We start from the raw sequence: 14,526 nt of genomic DNA on the forward strand, positions 1-14,526 counted from the left end.
ATCTGTATCTGGCGTGCGCCAGGGTGCGCGGGCACGATGACCCGCATGACATCCACCACCGAGTCGCCCCGCACGCCTTTGCCGATGGCCGGCGAGCCGCTGTACGAACGGCTCGCCGAGCATTACCGCCGCATCATCGCGGCCGGCACGCTGTCGCCCGGCGACCGGATGCCGTCGGTGCGCGGATTCATGGCGCAGCACGGCGTGAGCCTGTCGACCGCGATCCAGGCGTTCCGGCGGCTCGAGGATACGGGCTGGTGCGAAGCAAGGCCGCGCTCGGGCTACTTCGTGCGGCGGCGCGCGGCGGCCGCGCTCGACACGCTGCCGGAATGCGATGGGCCGCCGCTGAGCGTCGAGCCGCCGTTCGCGGGGCTGCACGAACGCGTGTCGCGCGTGATCGATCGCGCGAACGCGACGCCCGATGCGTTGAATCTTGGCGGCGCGTCCGCGATGGCGACGCTGTATCCGGCCGAGCGCTTGCAGGCGCTGGCGATCCGGCTGCTGCGGCGCAAGCCGACGCTGTTGACCGACGCGGGGCCGGTGGGTGGTTCGCCCGAATTCCGCCAGACGATGGCCAAGCGTGCGCTGTCGTACGGCGTGACCGTGTCGCCGGACGACGTGATGTCGACGAGCGGTGGCGTCGATGCGGTCAATCTCGCGCTGCGCGCGGTGGCGCGACCCGGCGACACGATCGCGATCGAATCACCGGCCTTTTTCGGCTTGATCCAGCTGCTCGAAAGCCTCGGCCTGCGTGCGCTCGAGATTCCGGCCAGCCCGACGACCGGGCTATCGATCGAAGCGCTCGACGTGGCGCTGACCGCGTACCCGGACATTCGGGCCGTGGTCGTCGTGCCGAACCTGCAGAACCCGCTCGGCAGCGTGATGCCCGACGAGCGCAAGGCCGCGCTGGTCGCGCTGTGCTCGCGCCGCGGCGTGGCCGTGATCGAGGACGAGCCGTATCGCGAACTCGTCGAAGCGCCGCACGCGGTGAAGCCCGTGAAGGCATGGGACCGCGACGGCACGGTGATCTACTGCCCGTCGCTCAACAAGGTGCTGGCGCCCGGGATGCGGCTCGGCTGGATGAGTGCGGGCCGCTGGCACGCGCGCGTGAAGATGCTCAAGTTCGCGCACAGCCGGCACAACGCCGCGTTGCTGCAGGCCGTCGCGGCCGAATTCGTCGGCTCGGGCGCGTTCGATCGCCACCTGCACCGGTTTCGCGAACAGCTTCGCGTGCAGCGCGACGTGACGATCGATGCGATCGCGCGTCATTTTCCGGCCGGCACGCGGATGAACCGGCCGCCGGGCGGCATGCTGCTGTGGATCGCGCTGCCGGACGGCGTGCGTTCCGAAGCATTGTTCGATGCGGCGCTGGCACGGGGAGTAAGGATCGCGCCCGGCTCGATCTTCTCGAATTCCGACCGCTTCGATGCCTATATCCGGCTTGCGTGCACGCGGGTATTCGACTCGGCTCACGAAGCGGCCATCGAAACGCTCGGCCAACTGATACACGACGCGGCGGCCGCGGCGTAAGCGGGCCGGCTGTCGGCCGGGCCGGGATGCCCGCTACCGGGCTCGGCTGGCGTGACGGCGGCACGGGCCGGCCGATCCGGCACGCCGCGCTCACCGCGGCCGGCCGCCGCGCCATCACGCGCCGACGATACGATTTCGGCGATTTCATCGGCCGACCGTATGCGCGGCGAGGTGCTGACGGATCAGCGACAGGTAGCGATCACCGACCGAGAAGTCGCGCGCGGCACGCGGCCGTTCCGCCTGGCGCAGCGTGGCCGGCGCGCTCATGCCGAGGTATCGGCAGACCGCGGACGGAAAGGGCTTGCGCGTCGCCCCAAGCTGGCGCGCCGCGCGCTCGACGCGGGCGTCGCCGACCTGCGCACGCAGCCATGCCAGCACTTGGCGATCGGTGTCGTTGACGATACGGACCAGATGTTCCATCGCGCACCTCACTGTTCATAAATACAGTACTGTAAATATAACCAGTATATGAGGCGGCCGCAAGCGGCGCGCATGCGCCTGGTGTGGAGGTAACCATAAAACTTCCGTTTGGAAGCGATATGGTGAATTTTTTAGCCGCAAGATGTAACAAGACCAATGCGCACCTGTGCTCACGTTCTGGCGCAAGCACTAATGGTGCGGGTGCCCCGCGAGGGTTATGGCACTTATTTGTGTAGGTTGACTGGCCGGGGTGTTGGCTATCGAGTCCGCGACCACGTCGGCCGGAGCACGCCAGTCTGACGACTTGCGCACGTCCTATCCACGCGCTTGTTTGAAATGATGATTCGGACGCGGGGCGCTTTGTAGGGCAGCCAGTTGTATCTCCCGGATGCGATATGCGTCTTTGCTGGAGGCGAGCCCTTGCGCCCTCGCGAGGAGGGACAGTTTCCGCACACTCGGATACTCGCCCGCATCGAGCATTTGGCGCGTTTTGGTGGAAATGTACTCCGCGAGCAGCGTGTCCCGCTGTCGACGCCGTTCGTCATCGATTTTCGCGCGCAAAGCTCGAGCGGCGTCGCCTACCTCGGTGCAGAGGGATGGAAAGCGTGCACTCACCAAGGCCGGCCGCATTCCGAAAGATTTGGCGGCACATGCGAGACTAGTAAAGGGCCGCGTGCCAGAAGCGACCTCCCGGAGGACGTGCTCGACTTTCGCCCAGTCCGTCGTGGGCGGCGGGGGAAGGCGCGGGGGAGGCGGCGTGGTGAACGGAAGCGGAGGCAAAGACGCGTTACTGCAACGCGCGATGTTGCCGGCAAATAGGTCACGCAAACTGATCTGCAGGTCGTAAGAAATATTGAGCAGCATCCTCGGATTGGGGTAACGCCGGCCACGAAGCCATTCGGTGGTATCGGATCGGAGGGCTCCGTGGTGCTGACTGCTGGCGGTACGGTCTCCCAGAAAGAGTCGCTCCGTGCAGGTATCGATTACACGCACAATCCGTTCGCGGTGTTCCGCCGATGTCGACCGTGGGGGATTGGCGAGCAGATCGGCAAAGCATTCTGCTGCCCACGCCTGATAGGATAGAACTGCTTCGTCAAATGGTTGGAGGCATGTCGGCGTGGTGGAACCGAGCCACGCGCCGCAACTCGAGCAAAAGCCACATAACTGTCGGCGGTTGAATTCGGGCATGCATCTGCGACGACATGTCGGGCATTGGTCTTCCAGGTAGCAGTGGTGCCGCGGGCACAATTCGACATACTGTAGTGACCAAATCAGGCGCTCGTAGACGGGAGTGCCGGCCGTATGATCCTGGGCAAGACAAAGGGGACACCAACGACGCGCAGCACTCGTCAATTGACTTCTTTCGGAAAACGCGTTCGACCACGGGAGTAGCGTGAGAAGGCTCAAGTCTCCTCGGTCGACCAACTGGTTTGCACGGATCACCCACGCATATGCTGTCGCGCCTTGCGCGTTAATCCGTTGCTTGGCGGGATGATAGCCGCTTCCTATCTGTGGATATTTGAGTTCTCGACCGGATTCAAAATATTTCTCGACCAGTGAGCCCAACGTAATGTGCGATTGCGCCGCCAAACGGGTCAGATAGCTGGTCAATTTCTCGACATCGGCGGTCCGAAGGCCCATCGGTTCGAGATTGGGAAACAGCGTGCGCGGCGGGATCATGCTTTCATGCGGCGACACAGTAATTCCTTTCTGCGCGATCGCTGGTTGCAGAGTGGATCCGAGCTTGTTGCATGGTTCTTCACATTTCTGTCGATGCATCATTTTCAAAGAGCGGGGTTCATCTGGACGATAAACCCCTTCAATCACGGAGACTCGGCGACACTTTTCAATTTGACCGTCCCAGATTGTTCGCGCGGAGTGCTTCTGTTCTTAGAGCATTCTCACATTCGCCTGTCGCATGGTCGGCTGGCGCACTTCACCGCTGATCCAGTCGCCGTGATGAGGCCGGTCCGTAAATCAATATCTCCCAGTTCTGCGTTCAATGGTGCTTCCTTCGATATTTTCGAGGTTCAAGGCATGGCAGCGGGTCGTCACGTAGAACACTGCGTCGAATCTGATTGATGCGACGTATGTCCTCGTTCGACCCCGTTGCGAGTCGGCGTGCTTTGGCGAGGGCCAGGAGATGGCAAATGGTTGGCGGCTGTCCGGCATCGACCATATCGCGTACCTGGGCGGAGATATATGTGGATAGCAACGTGTCTCGCATTGCACGGGCTTCTTCTCGGGATGTCGTGCGAACTGTCTCGGCAATCCTTGACACCTCGCTGCAGGCGCTGGGGAAGTGGTTGCGCAACTGTTGAGGGCGCACTCCTAATAATGTGGCTGCAGACGCCAGACTGGGAACTTGACATTGGCCGGCGATGATCTGTTGGAGCAATAACCTGATCTTCTCCCATTCCCTCGTGGTGCGTCGCTGGTTCCTTTTCGCGGGCGCCTTGTGCGGCAGGGGGCGGATTTCACGATCAACGCGAAGATGGCATTGTCCGTCCAACAGATTTCTCAGAGTTATCCGAAAGCAATACGAGAGCGCGAGAAGGAATTTCGCGCTGGGGTAGGTGCGCGCGTGGCGCCAGTCGGATATATCCGACTGGCGAATCCCCAAATGCCGACAAAGTGCGGCCATATCTCCACCGAAGATCTGTTCGCACAACGCGTCCATGACCGCCACAACGCGGTCACGATGGGTGTCAAATTTTGCCGATGATGGATGATGCAGCAGGTCAGCAAGGACTTCCGTGACCCACATTTGACAGTCTGGTATCGCCTTGGCCAGTGGTTGGGGCGGTGCGTGGCGCGGGGTGCCGAGCCACGCACCGCATACCGAACAGAACCCATTTAATTGCCGAGCGGTGAAATCCGACACCTGTTCGCGTGCACAGCTTGGGCAACGGGCCACGAAGTGACGATGGTGACGCGGACATATATGAACATGCTGTATCGACCAGATGAGGCGTTCGTAGACCGGGATACGTCCTTGGCGATCCTCGTCAAGACAGTCTGGGCACCATCGGCGTGCCGGACTGATCAACTGACAATAGGGGGAAAATATGCTGGACCATGGCAATAGCGTGAGAAGGTAAAGGTCGTCACGACCCACCATTCGGTTCGCGCTGGTTACCCACGCGCCTGCCATTGCGCCATGCGCATTAATCAACCGCTTCTGTGGAACTACGAATATTGTGCAATCGTATTCGATTCTATTGGGAGAATGAATATAATTCTTGACGAGCGCGCTCAACCTTATGTGGGAGTGCGTTGCCACCCGGATGAGGTAACTCGTCAGTTTCTCAACGTATGGGGTTCGCAGCCCCATCGGCTCCAAGTTCGGAAACGGCGTCCGTGTTGGCATCAGGGTGTGATGTGGTGACATAGCGGTACCTTCATGCGACGTCTCGGCCTGGGGAGCGCACGCCCGGGCGATTTTTTTTGCCTCGGGCTTTCATTGATGGATTGCTGTCGAGAAACGCAGGCAGGTTGGAGTACTCGCGCCCTTCGATGAGTCGATATCCCTCTAAAATTTCATCGATGAGGATCTTAAGCTGCAGGCGACGGAAGTAATTGCGTCGAAGCATGCCGATCGTAATAGTCTTTTTCGCTTCGCTGATGGCGACGTTCACCGTGGCGTCGAGGATATCCTTCAGAAGACCAATGCACCCGAGTGATTGCTCAAATAGCTCAGCGCTGTACGACGTAAGCGGAAAAGGTTCGCTAAAGGGAAGATGGTCCTGAAAGGTGGAAAGCGCCTCGGCGAACCCCTTGAGGCTGTGGTCGCGATAAGGTTCGAAGTGGACGATTTGACTTCTGCGCGCAAGTTGGCCACTCTTGGTCGCAAGTTTGTAGAGGTCATAAGCCCCAGTCAGAATCAATCTTGTTTTGTTTTTATTGATAATTGTTTTCAAAACGTTGGCTTGACGTTTTGAATCTGACGCTTTCGGGCCCGCCAAGATGTTGGATGCTTCATCGATCGCAACCACTGACGGTTTGCGCTGATCGAGCGCGACACGAAATCGGGCCCGTAGCGATCGGGAGGTCGGGTGACTGCGAGACTCAACCATTGGCACGTCGATCAACCGGCCATCAAGCGTACGCGTGACCATTGGCAACGTTGCGTCGATCAGCGGTACGTGGAGTGCATCGAGTATCGCTTCATCAAGTTCGTACCAGTCGAAGCGATCAGAGCGCGATCCTTCGGCTTCCACCATAGTCGCGGGAATGGTTTGAGTATCATCCGGAAAATTTTGGAAATAGGTTTTAATGAGACTTTGAATGATATATTCACAGGCGACCGACTTGCCAACCCCCGCGGGGCCGGTGAGGATGATCATCCTTCTGTCGTTACCGTTATTGATGCGTCGCATCAGTTCGTCGATTGTCTCCGTAAGCTTTGGGTGCCTAATTCTGAGGTCGCAAAAATAAGCCGACCTGAATTCAGGCGAGGCGTTGGCGAGCATGTCCTTGCTGATACCAGTTGTCGTGCTAGAGTTCGTGTCCACGGAAATTCTCCTTTTTCAACTCTTCAAAAATGTGAGAGAATTTTTGTTTGAGCTCCTCCTCGGTGTTGACATCTTCGTCGGTGAGTGGATCGACAGTCTTGTCCGTCTCAAATGGTATTGAAACGATGGGTTCATCTGGAATTCGTGCGTCCCGACTGTTGATTCGATTTGTCAATGAGGCAAGTTGCTCGGCACTATCTTGTTGAGATTCTTCTACGTAACGCTGAAGGGTTAAATATTCGTCATTTAAGCTGCGCCGTTTATAATCGGATAACTTGTCAAGTGAGCCAAATTTGGTAGAGTAAAGTGGGAACCATTCGTGATTGACGAGCGCATACGCGATATCCGGATAGAGGAGATGCGGTTTGACAACAACCTCCAGGCCATCGAATTCGCGTTTTTCAAGGCGTGGGTTGCGGTAATATTGATAATTCACCCAGATCCCGCGTTGACAATCTATTTTTCGTGTGCGTCCTCGAACCGATGGGAAGGCGACGGGAATCATGTCGGCCTCACGTCTGAGGCGATGGAGCCGGCGACCGCTTGCAGCGAGGCCAATTTCGAATCGCGATGCTGGGCTAACCAGCAGGGCCGGATGCCGAGTGGTGTCATAGATCGAGAAAAAGAATTTGGACAATCCTTCGTATATGTCCTCGAGGGTGAGCCTTGCGAGATTTTCTGGATCACTCTGCGGTGTAATTTCCCGCACATTTCGGAGGAGCTTGGTGTTACCCCAGAGATTGTAGATAAATTCGGATTGGGTGGTGCCGAACATCCGCTCAAGTACGCTCCCTGCTCGTGGTGCCGATTTTGGTCGCATCAGAATATCGATGCGGAGAAAAGCGCAAAGTTGTTCGAAGTCGATTGAGCCAAGATCCGAACCGCCATCGATGACGATCTGGTCAGGCACTCTTCCATATCGTCGAGTCATATCAAACAAAGCGCACATGCAACTTCGATATCTTGGATTTCGGAGTGAGATATGGAATCCGAGAATCCGACGACTGAAGGCGCATATTATGAGTGTTAACCATGGTCGACCGAGTTCTTCACCTGTCAACTTCGAAATGACAATAATTTCAAGCTCTGTATGGTCTATGTGGGTTATTTGCATCGGGTAATCGCCATGGGTTGGCGTGTTGCGTTCCAACACCCAATAAAATGGTGCCTCCTGATAAGCTGCCTTGTGGCCACGGCGCTTCCCAATCGAGTGGCAGGTCAGAATCTTTTTAATCCTTTTTAGAAATGTGTTCTTGGATACCACGCGAAGACCGGCTAATTCTAGTGCCGCTCGTATCGATCCGTAGGTATTCCATTTACTTGGGCCGATGAGCGTTTCGTAGTGCTCTTGGATCGCTTTTTGAATGATGTCATCAGTCCCGCTGTCAACTTTTGACGTGTGATTGCCGCGCAGATGCCATCGGGGGAGGAACGCTATCAGGGGATCCTGCCCGCGGCTTACCGCATCGGATTCCCTGCGCGCGTAACTGCGCCACGTACGATCCGAATATTTCTGAACGTCAGCAGATCGCTCGCCATCTTTCCATTTTTCATACAGGTTGAGCATATCCGATGCATGCTGAACCGCTTTGGGGGTCGCATACCGCAATGGGCTGTCCAGCACAAGCGGATCGACGACGGATTCACACGCGCCGTCGGGAACCAGCAGCCCGGAGCGATATTTCTGTGCCACCAGCTCATGCGTCATTTCGAACGGATCACCGTTCTCGGGCTTGATGATCAGGTGCAAATTACTGCTTGCGATGATCGTGAAGCTGGCCCCTGCGTAGTAGAGCTGGTGTCCCGGGCGGAACAATTCTGGACTCCACCCTTGTCCGAACGACCGGGGTCGATTCGAGAAGTGATCGCGGTAGTAGAGATCGCGGGCCGCGGCGTCACGAAAGAGTAGAAATTCGCTCACATCTTGAACAAATGATCGGTCGAAGTCGGCGACCACAAGGCTGTGCGCCAATGCCAAATAAATCTGGTCTCGATTGACGTCGCGCTTCGCGCCGAGGAGTTCCTGTAGCGTGCAGACCCCATTGCGCGACACATATTCCAGAACGAACTTGAGATCCGTGTCGCTCCGATGGGGTTGCGACCAGAGATAACTTTTGAGGAATTCCCGATTTCGATGACCTGTTCCGGCAAGCTCGTCGGAACAGCGCAGCCGATATTGCAAACCCAGCTCGGCAGCGGCGTGTTCGGCAGGCGCGCATCGGATCTGACGATCGACCTGGGTGTAGAGGCCAGGGGCATGTTTCAAGAGATTTTGACGTAGCTGCGGGGATACCCAGTCGTCCACGAAAAATCCTTGCGGGCCAAACCATAAAAACTGCGGGTAGTGGTTTCGGCGAATCGTCCGGTTCGAGCGCGACCGGTACGCCAAATTCAATTCGAATGGTCGATCCAAGTATCCGGACACGGAATCGTCGAACATGTAGTGAAGGACCGCCGGACGCTCAACCGTTCGATTGGCCGCTTGAATGACGAGCCCCATCTTGGGACACGCGCCGATTTCAGGCGAACTCTTCAAGGTCGGTTCCACACGTCGCGTGGGTTCTATAAAGGCTCGCTCGATCATCGATTGCGTGAGCTGTGGAATGTTATGGCGGGCGAAGAGACGAGGGAGTTCGTCTCTGTCAAAGGGAATCATTTCGTACTCCTGCTTCAGCGGCGTACCGTTCGCCAAAAAGCGCGTGCGGAAATAGCACTGAAATCTTGGAAACAGCGAGGTATCGGCGTCCACTCGGCCAACGGCCGTCAGACACCCTCCGATACCCCGCATTGGTGCCGGAGCGGAGCAAGGGAACAAAACGAGGCTAGGGTTGACAGCGTGACCGCAACCGCTAGAATGGAGTTACTCACACGTAACACCGGAACAAATTGTATGTTCCCCAAAAGCCTGGATGCGTCAACATCCGGGCTTTTTCTTTTCCGGGGTGAACAAGAGGCTATGTCGTCATTGGGGATTCCTATTTGATGTCGTGGGGTCTGTCGATGCGCGCGACCTGGACGCCGATTGTCGCCGACACAGGCGACATGCGATCGTTGCCACTCACTGAACGAGCGGGCTATGCGGCCAATTCCGTTCTGCACACTGACCGCCGAGACCAGATCGGCAGGCCGCGATTCCGGATACCGCTGGTGTACCGCTGCGAACGACGATCGGCGGTGAACTACAACGGGTCCCGCGCAAACCTGTCGATGCGCTCCGGGTACAAGAACCCGGTCTTCATGGGGCACGACGTTCGGAGGAAGGGCGTGCCTACGTCGCTGGCGCGCAATGGGATTAGGTATCTGCGTATCAACGTACTGAATGAAATTGAGTTAGTCAAATTTCGTTATGAATTCGGCTGGCACACTTCTTGAAGCGAAGTTGCGAAATGAATAATGTGAGAGTATTGAATTTTAATGGTGGGTGCGATTAATTGATATCTTTTTTTGAAAACTTGTGGTTTGGATTGGGGGTGATTTTTTGCGATTTTCGCTGGTGGAGGAGGGGCGAAGTGGGACAGAATGTTTGCAAGCGAAGGAATCGGACTGCGCGGTGTGGCTTTATGGGGACGTCTTTGAAGTGAGTGCATCCGGGTGACGCCATTTAAGTGAGTTGAAATATTTTGAATGTGGACGTGCTTATTGCCTATTCGCCCGTAAGTTTATAGATTCCGGAGGATCGAATGCATGCCAGTAAGAATTCGTGCGAAAAGGTGGATGGCCATTTCCTCACAGGAAGCGAAGTCATGCGTCGGCCTCCGCGCGGACATTCACCAAATTTTGCGTGAGAGAGGACGGTGCGTCGCCGATTGCGCTGCATTCTGGCAACCCGTGCTCCTGCCACTTCGACGACGCTGCCGTCCGTGGTGACGCCCAGCGGCAGTCGGCCAATAGTATGATGATTTACTAAATCTCTTGCGTGCTACGAGCATCATCTAGTGTTGCGGGCCGCTGGCGCGGATTTTTAGCGAATCGGGCGCGGCGCGATTCGCCGGTGACTGGTGAAGGTCACGCGGCGGAGCGGCTGACTGCTTTGTGAGATCGCTTGCGCTCATGCCACTTGCTTCGCGAGTCCGCTGGATGTCGGCGCCGTGAGTGGTGGGCGTCGTCATTAATGGTCACAATATGAGCTAAATGATTACTACACTAGTCTGATTGGAAAAATAACCAAATTGCTCGATTGGTAGTTATGGCAATCATGGAAGGGTGTGCGACCAACGTACTCGGGCAGGAAATCGGCAAGTTTCGTCGGTTAGATTGCGAAATTGACGACAAGGAATAGAATGACGGCAATGTCGCAACAAGGTGAGGTCGCCATGATCAGCGTTCGTGACAAGCCGACCACGGATAAGCAAACCTCGGATTTCGAACTGCGCGTGTCTTTGCCTGCCGGGCTCAATCCGGCCATCGTGGCGTCCTTGCAGCGGGGGATTGAGGATTTGGTGGCGCTCGTCCTGACCCGTCCGTCGTTCAATCAAAGCATTCTCGACCGTGCGGACGATCTCGCCGCCGCGTTCATCCGCTTGGTGGCACCGGACACCTCCTTGATCGAGGAGCGGATCCGGCGCCGGGAAACCATGCGCCTGGTGTTCGAGCGAGGAGACTGGCTCGCGGCCGAGCAGATCAATGCACTGCAAGTCGCGCCGCCCGCCAACAAGGCTCAGCCTGCGAGCGATTGGAAACGGCGTGGTCGGATCTTTGGTGTGACCTTCGGCGGAAAGGAATACTTTCCAGGCTATCAGTTCGACGCGATGTGCCAGCCGCTGCCGGTCATCAAGGCAATTCTGGAGGCACTTAGGCCGGTGAGCGATACTTGGCAGATTGCGGCCTGGTTCCACTTCCCGAATGGATGGATCGCGGGCACCGGCGAGCGTGAGGGACAGCCTGTTGCGCCTTTGGATGCCCTTGATCGGCGTGACGACATTGTCGATGCCGCGCGGCGCCTACATGGTGAGTACGTTGCCTGATGGCTGGTCTGTCCGCCTCGGGGCGTGGCAGAAGCTTTCATGGAGGTGTCGATTACCCGAGAGAACGTCACCGCTGTACGCATCAGGATGGCACGACGACAGCTGATTTCGTGCAGAGCTGGGGGAATGCGCGGTTTGCACCCCTTGCCCTGCCGGACGGAGTGCCGCCCAAACGCGGAATGGCGAGAAGCCGTTCGAGTGCGCGATCATCGAATCGCTGTTCCGCGATGTGCCGCTCAACCCGCCCGGTGCCGTGTACCTGGACAAGTTCCTGCCCCTCCGGATCATAACGACCGCTCTCCCGATCCACGGGCCGCGATATCGTTGATGTCACTGTCGTTCGGAAGCGTCGCTGTTGGCGGATCAACCCGTGCAGCTCGGTGCCGTCACTTACCATATGTGCTCGCATAGATCGTCAGGGAAGCTCGAAGCCGGTTAACCCCTGCTGGGGCGACCAGTCGATGTTGATGAGGAAGTCCAGTCCTCGAGACAGGCCCGAAGGCGGACCTCTCAGGGTTAAAGGGTACGGCATATACCCTGAAACGGCTGCGATGTGCGTATGCGAACTCGCAGTCGCCGAAGCCCTTGATCTGCGGGAGGAGCGCCACTTAGCGAACTCGCGATCGTAGCCGCGCACCGCACCTTGCGGACCGATACGATTTGGCGAAATCGTGTACTGCTGGTTGGGCCAGCATGCTTCGGCGAGCACAGCGAGCGCGGTCGTTCAGAGCGAGTCTCCGAAGGCAGTGGCAGGCAGTGCGAGACATATGCATTCTCCATTGCCCAGTGGGCGGAGCGCGTAAGCATTTGTTTCGTTTACACGGGGCACAGATGGTCTGGTGGCGGAGCGTGTGGCGAACCGGCCGATAGGGGACGCTCGCGCTCAGACCGACCAACGTGCGTGCAATTTGGCGGGTCGAAAAATCGACGGAATTCAAAGTGCGGGGGGGACTCAGATGAACTGAAGGGGGCGATAGTAAGGACTATGTTACCCTTCATTTCGGGACATCGGGCGAACGCCCGAGGCTCGTGGGGCTCACACGACTAAAGTTGAGTCTAGGCCCGGCTGCCGGTGGCGGGCAGAGGGGAGGAAGGAGACGCGGCACGAACCGATGCCGTAGTCCGCGCAGGTCGGCCGGGCAGATTCGGCTGGAGAAACAGTCAGGTTGTGTGACACGGGAAGCCGGACCACGTAGTCAGCGCGAGTGATGACACCCGCACCGGCCCGCTGGTTGTGTGAGCGCTTGCCGGGCGGAAAACGTTCGCGATTGCTCTTGGCGAGCGTGGCTGCGACAGGTGTAAGCCGGAGTTCATTGGTGGGCTGCCCGCCGCAGGCAGTGGTGGGGCGGAGGCCAGCGATTTGCGTGTGTGCAGCGGGATGAGGTAGGGTGCAGCTTTGACTTTGTTGCCGAGGCTGTTCATGAACAAGCAGGAACTCATTGACGCGGTCGCAGCGGGCGCGGGCGTCAGCAAAACCGACGCGAGCAAAACCGTCCAGGCGGTCCTGGACGCGATCACGGACGCGGTGAGTCGCGGCGAATCGGTACAGCTGATCGGTTTCGGCGCGTTTTCGCAGGGGCAGCGCGCTGCCCGCACGGGACGTAATCCGACGACGGGCGCGGAGATTGCCATCCCGGCCGCGAATACTGTGAAGTTCACCGCCGGCAAGGCGTTCAAGGACGTGGTGAACGCACTGTGACGCAGCGTCATGTCGGGCAGGCCGCTTATGCGGGACTGCACCGTGAAATTGCCGATGTAGTCGCGTCGGCGCGCGAGGCGACGGCTCGCACGGTGAACGCCCTAATGACGGCGACATATTGGGAGATCGGGCGACGAATCGTTGAGTTCGAGCAGGGCGGGGAGGAACGGGCCGCTTATGGCGAGGCGGTGATTCGCCGTTTGGGCGCCGATCTGTCAGAGCGATTCGGTCGCGGCTTCGGATGGCGCAATCTCGCACAGATGCGCGCCTTTTACTTGACGTGGCCTGCGGATCGGATTGTGCAGACACTGTCTGCACAATCCACGCCCGCCCGGATTGTCCCGACAGCGTCTGCAAAATCAACCAAGGCAGCTGTGAAGGCGTCGACGGGCGTGGCGTTTGAGCTGAATGCTATCGCTCAGGCTTTTCCGTTGCCCTGGTCCGCCTACGTTCGCCTCCTCGCGGTGAAAGCGCAGGCTGCTCGCGACTTTTACGAGGCTGAAGCGTTGCGTGAGGGCTGGTCTGTGCGACAGCTTGACCGTCAGATCAGCAGTCAGCTCTATGAGCGGCTGGTGCTGTCACGCAACAAGGCGTCCTTGCTCGGAAAGGTGGCTGTAGCGCAACCCGGCGATCTTCTATCGCCTGAGGAAGCGATCCGCGATCCGTTCGTCCTCGAATTTCTTGACATGAAGGACGAATATTCGGAGTCGGATCTCGAAGCGGCCTTGATCCAGCACTTGGCGGATTTCCTCCTCGAGCTCGGCGATGACTTTGCGTTCATAGGTCGGCAACGGCGTCTACGGATCGATGACACCTGGTTTCGAGTCGATCTCGTGTTTTTTCACCGGCGCTTGCGATGCCTGCTCATTATCGATTTGAAGGTTGGGCGCTTCAGCTATGCGGACGCGGGGCAGATGCATCTCTACCTCAACTACGCGCGTGAACATTGGATGAAGCCCGGCGAAAACCCCCCGGTTGGCTTGATTCTGTGTGCTGAAAAAGGCGCGGCCGAGGCGCATTATGCACTCGACAACTTACCGAACAAGATACTCGCAGCGGAGTATCAGACGGTCCTCCCGGATGAGGCCACGTTCGCGCGAGAATTGGAACGTACCAGGGTCGAACTGGAGCGCCGGGGCCGCAAGGCGTGACTTCCCGTCCGAGGTTCCGAGGTGCTTAAATACGCGCGGATGGGCGAATACGATGAAGCGGGCGTCCGGTAAATTTTGATGTTGCTGGCACTGGCAATCAAGCTATGCGAAAACACTATACCTTGCGCCGACGGACACTGATGAAGGTGCAGCGAAGGGCTGTTTGTCTATGCCCCGCGGCGGCTGACAATCGGCGAGTCGAGGTAGGGTAACTGAACGCTAGCGAGAAGAGAATACAATGACCAACA

10 protein-coding genes are annotated in these 14,526 nt (G+C 58.0%); 5 read left to right on the top strand and 5 right to left on the bottom strand.

The window, feature by feature from the left end; all coding sequences use genetic code 11:
• The first annotated feature begins 36 nt into the window (after positions 1 to 36).
• Entirely contained in the window at positions 37 to 1,530 is a 1,494-nt protein-coding gene (locus tag LMA02_RS21125; RefSeq protein ID WP_416378686.1) for a PLP-dependent aminotransferase family protein, read from the top strand.
• A gap of 144 nt (positions 1,531 to 1,674) precedes the next feature.
• Here the strand turns inward: LMA02_RS21125 and LMA02_RS21130 are convergent, their stop codons facing one another.
• From LMA02_RS21130 to LMA02_RS21145, 5 genes are all read right to left on the bottom strand, one after another.
• Positions 1,675 to 1,950, bottom strand: coding sequence for a hypothetical protein (locus LMA02_RS21130; protein ID WP_105788335.1), 276 nt, complete (start codon positions 1,948 to 1,950; stop codon positions 1,675 to 1,677).
• 315 nt (positions 1,951 to 2,265) lie between these two features.
• Positions 2,266 to 3,777, bottom strand: coding sequence for a TniQ family protein (locus LMA02_RS21135; protein ID WP_228909679.1), 1,512 nt, complete (start codon positions 3,775 to 3,777; stop codon positions 2,266 to 2,268).
• A 172-nt stretch (positions 3,778 to 3,949) separates the two neighbouring features.
• Entirely contained in the window at positions 3,950 to 5,341 is a 1,392-nt protein-coding gene (locus tag LMA02_RS35590; RefSeq protein ID WP_175760000.1) for a TniQ family protein, read from the bottom strand.
• Positions 5,342 to 5,351: 10 nt separating this feature from the next.
• A complete protein-coding gene (locus LMA02_RS21140; protein ID WP_228909680.1) occupies positions 5,352 to 6,464 on the bottom strand; it encodes an ATP-binding protein in 1,113 nt (370 codons plus the stop codon).
• Positions 6,448 to 9,213, bottom strand: coding sequence for an integrase catalytic domain-containing protein (locus LMA02_RS21145; RefSeq protein ID WP_228909681.1), 2,766 nt, complete (start codon positions 9,211 to 9,213; stop codon positions 6,448 to 6,450). Before LMA02_RS21145 ends, LMA02_RS21140 begins: the two co-directional genes overlap by 17 nt.
• Positions 9,214 to 9,446: 233 nt before the next feature.
• On the opposite strand from LMA02_RS21145, the gene LMA02_RS21150 reads away from it, so the two are divergent.
• From LMA02_RS21150 to LMA02_RS21165, 4 genes are all read left to right on the top strand, one after another.
• The gene (locus LMA02_RS21150) at positions 9,447 to 9,836 is read left to right on the top strand and encodes a hypothetical protein (protein WP_175760006.1); all 390 of its coding nucleotides are present in this window, start codon (positions 9,447 to 9,449) and stop codon (positions 9,834 to 9,836) included.
• A 908-nt stretch (positions 9,837 to 10,744) separates the two neighbouring features.
• Positions 10,745 to 11,428, top strand: a complete 684-nt coding sequence (locus LMA02_RS21155) for a hypothetical protein (protein WP_228909682.1) — start codon at positions 10,745 to 10,747, stop codon at positions 11,426 to 11,428.
• Between the two features lie 1,420 nt (positions 11,429 to 12,848).
• Positions 12,849 to 13,127, top strand: a complete 279-nt coding sequence (locus tag LMA02_RS21160) for an HU family DNA-binding protein (RefSeq protein ID WP_059571965.1) — start codon at positions 12,849 to 12,851, stop codon at positions 13,125 to 13,127.
• Positions 13,124 to 14,278 (top strand): PDDEXK nuclease domain-containing protein, encoded by a 1,155-nt coding sequence (locus tag LMA02_RS21165; protein ID WP_228909683.1) that lies wholly within the window; start codon positions 13,124 to 13,126, stop codon positions 14,276 to 14,278. The genes LMA02_RS21160 and LMA02_RS21165 overlap by 4 nt, the downstream gene beginning before the upstream one ends.
• Positions 14,279 to 14,526: the final 248 nt, after the last annotated feature.

Source organism: Burkholderia sp. B21-005, assembly GCF_020843965.1.
Classification (GTDB): Bacteria; Pseudomonadota; Gammaproteobacteria; order Burkholderiales; family Burkholderiaceae; genus Burkholderia; species Burkholderia ambifaria.

Bases quoted from the DNA above. Each gene is read 5' to 3' on its own strand.
- LMA02_RS21125 (WP_416378686.1), top strand. From the start codon at position 37: ATGACCCGCATGACATCCACCACCGAGTCGCCCCGCACGCCTTTGCCG.
- LMA02_RS21130 (WP_105788335.1), bottom strand. From the start codon at position 1,950: ATGGAACATCTGGTCCGTATCGTCAACGACACCGATCGCCAAGTGCTG.
- LMA02_RS35590 (WP_175760000.1), bottom strand. From the start codon at position 5,341: ATGTCACCACATCACACCCTGATGCCAACACGGACGCCGTTTCCGAAC.
- LMA02_RS21150 (WP_175760006.1), top strand. From the start codon at position 9,447: ATGTCGTGGGGTCTGTCGATGCGCGCGACCTGGACGCCGATTGTCGCC.
- LMA02_RS21155 (WP_228909682.1), top strand. From the start codon at position 10,745: ATGACGGCAATGTCGCAACAAGGTGAGGTCGCCATGATCAGCGTTCGT.
- LMA02_RS21160 (WP_059571965.1), top strand. From the start codon at position 12,849: ATGAACAAGCAGGAACTCATTGACGCGGTCGCAGCGGGCGCGGGCGTC.